This window comes from Ancylobacter sp. WKF20 (genome assembly GCF_029760895.1).
In the GTDB taxonomy this organism is placed as follows: Bacteria; Pseudomonadota; Alphaproteobacteria; order Rhizobiales; family Xanthobacteraceae; genus Ancylobacter.
This window is the reverse complement of sequence record NZ_CP121679.1, coordinates 2,665,932-2,672,500: the sequence shown is the minus strand read 5'-3', so window position 1 is coordinate 2,672,500 and position 6,569 is coordinate 2,665,932. Positions and strand designations below refer to the sequence as shown.

Sequence of the window (6,569 nt, the reverse complement as noted above, 5' to 3'; positions counted from 1 at the left end):
GGTGAGCTCGCTCAGGCGCCGGCGCATCTCGTCGCTGTAGCGGCGGATGGCATCGCGTTCGCTGAGCAGGCCGATGACCTGCCCGTCAGCCTCGACAACGGCCAGCGCCTCCGCCTCGGTGCTCTCGAACAGGGTCAGCGCGTCGCGGATCGTCATGTCCGGCCGGAGGCTTTCGCCCGTGTGACGTAGCAGGCTGCGTAGCGGCACCGTGTCGTCGCTTTGATAGAGAAGCGCGGGCGCGACTAGCCCGGCATAGCGCCCCGCCGCATCGACGACCACGATGTCGCCGGTCGAGCCGGGCGGGTAGAGGTGGCGCGCCTCGCTAAGGCTTGTCGTCGTGCCGAGTTGCGGCACGTCGCGGCGCATCAGGCTTTCCACGGTGAGATCGTGCAGCCAGCCGACATCATGCGCCCCGCGAATGTTCTCGCCGCGCAGATGGAAGCGCCAGGTGGCGAAGGAGAAACCGAACAGCCGGCGCGTGACCAGCGAGGCGGCGCCGCAGGCGGCGAGAACGGCCAGCGTCAGGCGCAGATCGCCGGTCATCTCCAGCGCCAGCAGCGTCATGGTCATCGGCCCGCCGACCACGGCGACGGCGAGCGCACCCATGCCGATCAGTGCGTAGAAGGCGTGCGAGCCGTCAATGCCCGGCAGCAGCAGGTCGAGGCCGGCGGCGTAGAGCCGGCCGGCGAAGACGCCCATCAGCAGCGAAGCGAAGAACAGGCCGCCGCGAAAGCCGGAGCCGATGGAGACGGCGGAGGCAGTGAGCTTGGCCGCGAGCAGCAGCGCGAAGGTGAGCAGGGCGCCGTCGGCGGCGATGTAGTGGTAGACCGCGCCATGGCCGGCCGAGAGCACAGCCGGATTCCACAGCGCCATCGTGCCGATGATGGCGCCGGCGAGCGCCGGGCGCAGCCAGCCGGGAAGGCCAGAACGGCGGAAGCCGGCCTCGACCAGCGTGACCCCGCGCATCACCGCAATGCCCAGGAGAGCGGCGAGGCAGCCGAGCAGGATGACGGCCGGCAATTGCTCCACGGGTGGCACGTCGAGCAGCGGCAGGGCGGGATGGGGCACCGGTTGCAGCAGGTGCCGCGTGAGGCTGGCGGTGAAGGTCGCCGTCATCATCGGCACGAAGGCGGGAATGGCGTAGGTGCCGAGGATCAGCTCGAAACCGTAAAAGGCGCCCATCAGAGGCGCATCGAAGGCGGCGCCGATGGCCGCGCCCGCGCCGCAGGCGACGAGCAGGCGCAGGTCGGCGCGGCGCAGATGCAGCTTCTGGCCGAGTGCCGAGGCAAGTCCGGCCGCGGCCTGGGTATAGCCCGCCTCGAGGCCGACCGAGGCGCCGACGCCGCTGGAGACCAGGGTCTGGGCGGCAACGACGCCACTATCACCCAGCGACATGCGCCCGCCATGCAGCGCATTGGCCTCGATCGGGTCGATCGGCGCGCTTGCGCCCCGGCGCGTGAGGCGGCGGGAGACGGCCCCGAAGATGAGGCCGCCGAGCACGGGCCCGAGCAGCAGCAGCGCGGCGGGAACGCTGGTCCAGACGGAGAGATGGGCATCGTCGGGAATGCGGAAGATCAGCACATGCAGCGCCTGCATGGCGCCATTCATGGCGATGACCACAAGTCCGGCACCGGCGCCGACCAGCGCGGCAATGGCGACGAGGGCGAGTTCGCTGGTGCGAAAAAGCTGGCGCAGCCGCCGGGGGAGCGTCGTCTCGGTTCCGGTGGCGGGATCCAGGGGCACGGGGCTCTCGCGGGGCAGCTTCGGTCCCTTTGTTGAGTAGGTAAGGTTGCTGCCGCGTGCAACCCGCCGCGATGGTCGGCGGGTCCGTCGCCCCCGGCGCTAGCTCGCTGCGGCGGTCGGCAGGTCGGTGCTGCGGCCCTCGGCCACTGCGCCGGTCAGCGGCAGGAGAATGGTGAAGGCGGCGCCATCCTCCTCATTCTCGACGGCGAGCGAGCCGCCATGGTCGCGGATGATGCCGAAGCTGACGGAGAGGCCGAGGCCCGTGCCCTTGCCGGCCGGCTTGGTGGTGAAGAAGGGCTGGAAGATCTTGCCGATCGCCGCCTCGGGAATGCCGCCGCCATTATCCTTGACGGTGATGCAGGCAAAGCTGCTCCCGGTCTCGTCGCGAAGGCCCGTCGAGATGGCGATGCTGCCCTGGAAATAGGGCTCGCGGTCGCGCCGGCTGCGGATGGCGTCGCGAGCGTTGATCACCAGATTGATCAGCACCTGTTCAAGCTGCTCCTGCCGGCAGAGCACCTGGAGGTCATCGTCCGGCGCGGCCAGGGTGAGGTCGATAGCATCCACGCGCAACTCGGCGCCGAGGATCTGCACCAGACCCTCCATGGCGGCGCGGACCGAGCAAGGCTCCGGTGCCAGCGAACTGCGGCGGCCGAAGATCCGCATGTGATCAATGATGACCTTCATGCGCTCGACCTGGCGGACGATGCGGTCGAGCTTCTCTTCCATATGCGTGGAGGGCAGGCCGTTGCGCACGCCGTTCAGGGCGTTCTTGGCGGCGAGGCGAATGACGCCGAGCGGCTGGTTGATCTCATGGGCGAGGCCGGTGACGAGTTCGCCGAGCGAGGCCATCTTCGACATCTGGTAGAGTTTGTTCTCCTCCATGCGCTTGGCGGTCTCGTCCACCGCGAACACCACCGCCGGGCGGTCGCTGCCACCCTGCGCCGGCGCGTCGGCGGCCGCTTGCGCGGTGTGCAGGTCCGTCACCACGAATTGCACCTCGAACTCCTCGCCATCGCGGGAGAAATGCTCGACGGAAGAAAACGGCGTGCCGGCGGCGTGCAGGCGGCGCAGGAAGTCGGGGCTCGACGCGCGCTCCTCGATCAGCCGGGCCAGCGGCCCGGCAGTGGGCGTGCCGACAGGCGTGACATGGCCGCTCTCCATATGCAGCACGCTGACGCCGGGCACCTGGCTGATGGCCTGCAGCACCTGCGACTCCCGTTGCCGGGCGGTGGCCTGCATCGCCTTCTCGCGATAGGCGCGCTCCAGCCGGAAGCGGCGCAGGGTGAGCGATGCCACGGCCATCAGGGTGAGGCTCAGCACGACGGCGGTGACGGCAATGGCGAGCTGAAAGTCGGCGGATTGCCCGAGAATGCCCCAATAGTCGGCGGCGACCAGCACGAGGATGGGAAAGCGGGTCGATCGCACGAAATAGCCGATGCGCTCGACCCCGTCCGGTGCATCTCCCGCATAGGCGCCCATGTTCTTGCCGCTGAGTGCCTCGAAATCGGCGAACACTTCCAGCGCTCTGGCGTCGTCGGGCTTGGTGTCGGAGACGCTGGCGCGCACCACGCCGTCAAAGCCGATCAGGGCCACGAGGCCCCGACCGTCGGGTCGTAGTTCATTGTAGAAGTCGATGAAGTTCGAGATCTGGAAGGAGGCGGCGATGATGCCCGCGAGTTCGCCGTTTTCCTTTCGGATGGCCTTGGTGAACTGCATCGACCAGGCGCCGGAAATGCGCCCCTTTACCGGCTTGCTGAGAAATAGCCCATAATCGGCATCGGTGTCGGTGTTCAGATGAGCGCGAATATGCTCCCGGTCGCTCAGATCCGGCAGGTTGCCCGGTGGTGCCAGATTGCTCGCCACCATTCGGCCCCTGGGGTCGACGAAGGACACCTGGATGATGGACGCCGGCAGCTTGGCGTCTTTCAGCCGGGCGTAGACTTCCTCGGGCGATTGCGGCTGGGAGAGATCGTAGAAACCGTCGAGGAAGGATTCGATCGACTCGGTCGTGCGCTCGAAATTGGCCAGCAGCACCAGCGCCAGCTTGCGCGAGGCCGCCATGGAGAGGTTCAGCTCGTGCCGCTGATGCAGCTTGATCGTTATATAGGCGACCGCGGCCGGCACCAGAACCGACAGCAGGAAAAGCACGGCGATCAGAAGGCGCTGGCGCGACTGGCGCTGGTCGCTCGGCTGGATTCTGCCCTCCGCCCCGGCGGTCGGCTCTGCCACGATGGTTTCCGCAGTACTCATGTCACCTGAACGGAATCGACGCTCCCACCGGAAGTGGGCTCAATACGACCGGCGGCACCCTCTGAGGGCGCAGCGGCATCACGGATAGAGGGCTTTGACGGCTCCAGGCACGGGCAGGCAGATCAACTATCCAGCTTGCCGCCGTGAACATTCGGCTTCCCCAAGGCGAACAGGTTCAGCTTAATCCAACAACTTCCACGCGTGTAGCGAGGGCCTACGGAATTCGTTCCAAAATGGATCAGTCTGTCGTCGATTGCTGCCGTTCCGGTTCCATTCGACCTTCGTTCGGAGGGCGTCCATGCGAGAATGCGCGCGTCGATTGGTGGGGCGTCGGCTGGGTCGGAGTCAGTTGGCATGTGTGCACGGGCGCGCGGATTACTCATCTTGGTCGCCTGGTTGGCGTGTGCCGTCATGGCACCGGCCAGCGCCCAGGAACTCACTTTGCGCTGGCTCACGCCGGCCGGTCAGGTGCTCGATCAGAAGACGCTGACTCTCGCGCAGATTGACGGGCTGAAGCAGTCCACCATCGTGACCCACACGCCCTGGACCGAAGGCTCGCAGACCTTCACCGGACCGTCGCTGGCGGTTCTGGCCAGCCTCGCGGGACCAGCCAGTGCGCCGCCGACCGAAGCCAAGGTTATCGCCCTCAACGACTATTCTGCTACCATTCCGGCGACCGACTGGACGAAGATTGGCGCCATACTTTCGACGCGCCACAACGGCCAGCTCATGCGGGTTCGCGACAAGGGGCCGTTCTGGGTCATGTACCCGATCGACACGGATCCAGCGCTCGCGCACCAGTTCTATCAGTCGCGCATGGTTTGGCAGGTGAAGTCCGTTGATTTCGTCACGCAATAGACAAACCATCCTCCTGCTGAAGGGTGGATTGATCATTGCCTCCGTCGTCCTCTTCGTGGCGACGGTGATGCTCTATGTCTCGCAGGCGCGGCAGGGCGCGCTGCTGACCGCCACCGTGCGTAGCTCCGGCTGGGTCGCCTATCAGGCGCATATCGAGCTGGTGAAGACCGAGGCGGCCTTCGCGACCACCTCGATCATCCCGACCATTGATGGTCTGCGCGCGCTGCAGATGCGGCTGGAGATCCTGCGCTCGCGCCTGCCGCTGCTCTACAATTCGGATGAGGGGCGATTGCTGCGCGGCGTGCTCGACATCGAGCCGCAGGTGCGTGACTACGAGATCAAGGTCGACCGCATCCTCGAAGAGGTGGAAACGCTCGACGCGGAGGATGGCGACAGCGGGAACCGGCTGAAAGAACTCGGCGCCACGCTGGAACCGCTCGGACGCCTGCTGCACAGCACGCTGATGCAGTCGGTCGCCTATAATCAGGAGATCTTCCGCCGCGAGAAGGAGCTCGCCCAGGCGACCGGCATCGTGCCGCTGGTGCTGCTGTTCATCTCCGGCGCCGCGCTGGCGTTGCTGCTGTTCTTCCAGGCCCGCAATGACCGCCTGCGGCTCGACCAGATCGTAAAGGCGCAGTCGACGCTGAAGGCCATGGAGGAGAATCTGCGGGCGGTCATTCAGTCCGTTCCCGCCTGCATGGTGGTGATCGATCCGGCTGACGACACGGTGAGCTTCTTCAACTCCTCCGCTGCCGCGCTGATCTCGACCTCGCCGGACGATCCCGGCTGGCGTCGGCTGGTGCGCGGCGCCCGCGATGCGTCCAACGACATGAGCGGGCGCCAGTGGGGGTATCTGTCGATGGCCTATACCCGCCCGGGCGGCGAGATCGTCTCCCTGCGCGGCTCCTTCTGCGAGGTGCTGTGGCAGGAGCGGCCCCAGCAATTGCTGGTGCTGGTCGACACCACACGGGTGCGCAACGCGGAGCTCCAGGTGATGCAGGCGGCGAAGCTCGCCACGCTCGGCGAGATGGCGACCGCCATCGCCCATGAGCTCAACCAGCCGCTCGCCGTCATCAAGATGGCGGTGGCCAATGCCAAGCGCCTTCTGGAGCCGATCGAGGGCGGCGAGCCGGTCGCGGTCAAGCTCGACCGCATCTCCGCGCAGGTCGACCGCGCCAAGCGCATTACCGATCAGGTGCGCCGCTATGGCCGGATGCCGACCGAGCAGCACCAGCTCTTCTCGCTGCGCACGGCGGTGGAAATGGCGATGAGCTTCGTCACCGAACAGTTCCGCGCCGCCGATATCCGCCTGTCGATCCAGGCCGATGTGCCGGCGGAGGTGTCCGTGTTCGGCGAGCAGACCATGTTCGAGCAGGTCATCGTCAACCTGCTGGTGAACGCGCATGACGCGTTCGAGACCTCGTCGACCAACCGCCTCCGCGCGGTGCGTGTCACCGTGCGCCGGGAGGGCGAGCAGGCTTTCGTCGAGGTGGAGGACAATGCCGGCGGCATTTCCCCCGAGATGCTGGCCCGCCTGTTCGAGCCCTTCGCCACCACCAAGCCGGCCGAGAAGGGCACGGGGCTCGGCCTGTCGCTGGCGCGCAGCGTGGTGCGGGACATGAGCGGCTCGATCATCGGCGAGAATGCCGAGAACGGGGCGCGCTTCGTCATCACCCTGCCCACCGCGCTCGCCTCCGTTTCCCGCGACGCGGCCTGAG

General features: G+C 67.0%; 4 protein-coding genes (1 of these 4 only partly in view). 2 read left to right on the top strand and 2 right to left on the bottom strand.

What is annotated here, in order from left to right; all coding sequences use genetic code 11:
* On the bottom strand, positions 1-1,743 hold the 5' portion of the coding sequence (locus AncyloWKF20_RS12405; protein WP_279314365.1) for a chloride channel protein. 18 nt of this gene lie to the left of the window's left edge; the window shows 1,743 of its 1,761 coding nt (coding positions 1-1,743); its start codon is at positions 1,741-1,743; the stop codon falls past the left edge of the window.
* Between the two features lie 99 nt (positions 1,744-1,842).
* Entirely contained in the window at positions 1,843-3,972 is a 2,130-nt protein-coding gene (locus tag AncyloWKF20_RS12400; RefSeq protein WP_279314364.1) for an ATP-binding protein, read from the bottom strand.
* Between the two features lie 405 nt (positions 3,973-4,377).
* Between AncyloWKF20_RS12400 and AncyloWKF20_RS12395 the strand changes: the two genes are divergently transcribed.
* A complete protein-coding gene (locus tag AncyloWKF20_RS12395; protein ID WP_279314363.1) occupies positions 4,378-4,851 on the top strand; it encodes a hypothetical protein in 474 nt (157 codons plus the stop codon).
* A gap of 28 nt (positions 4,852-4,879) precedes the next feature.
* A complete protein-coding gene (locus AncyloWKF20_RS12390) occupies positions 4,880-6,568 on the top strand; it encodes an ATP-binding protein (protein WP_279314362.1) in 1,689 nt (562 codons plus the stop codon).
* Position 6,569 lies beyond the last annotated feature (1 nt).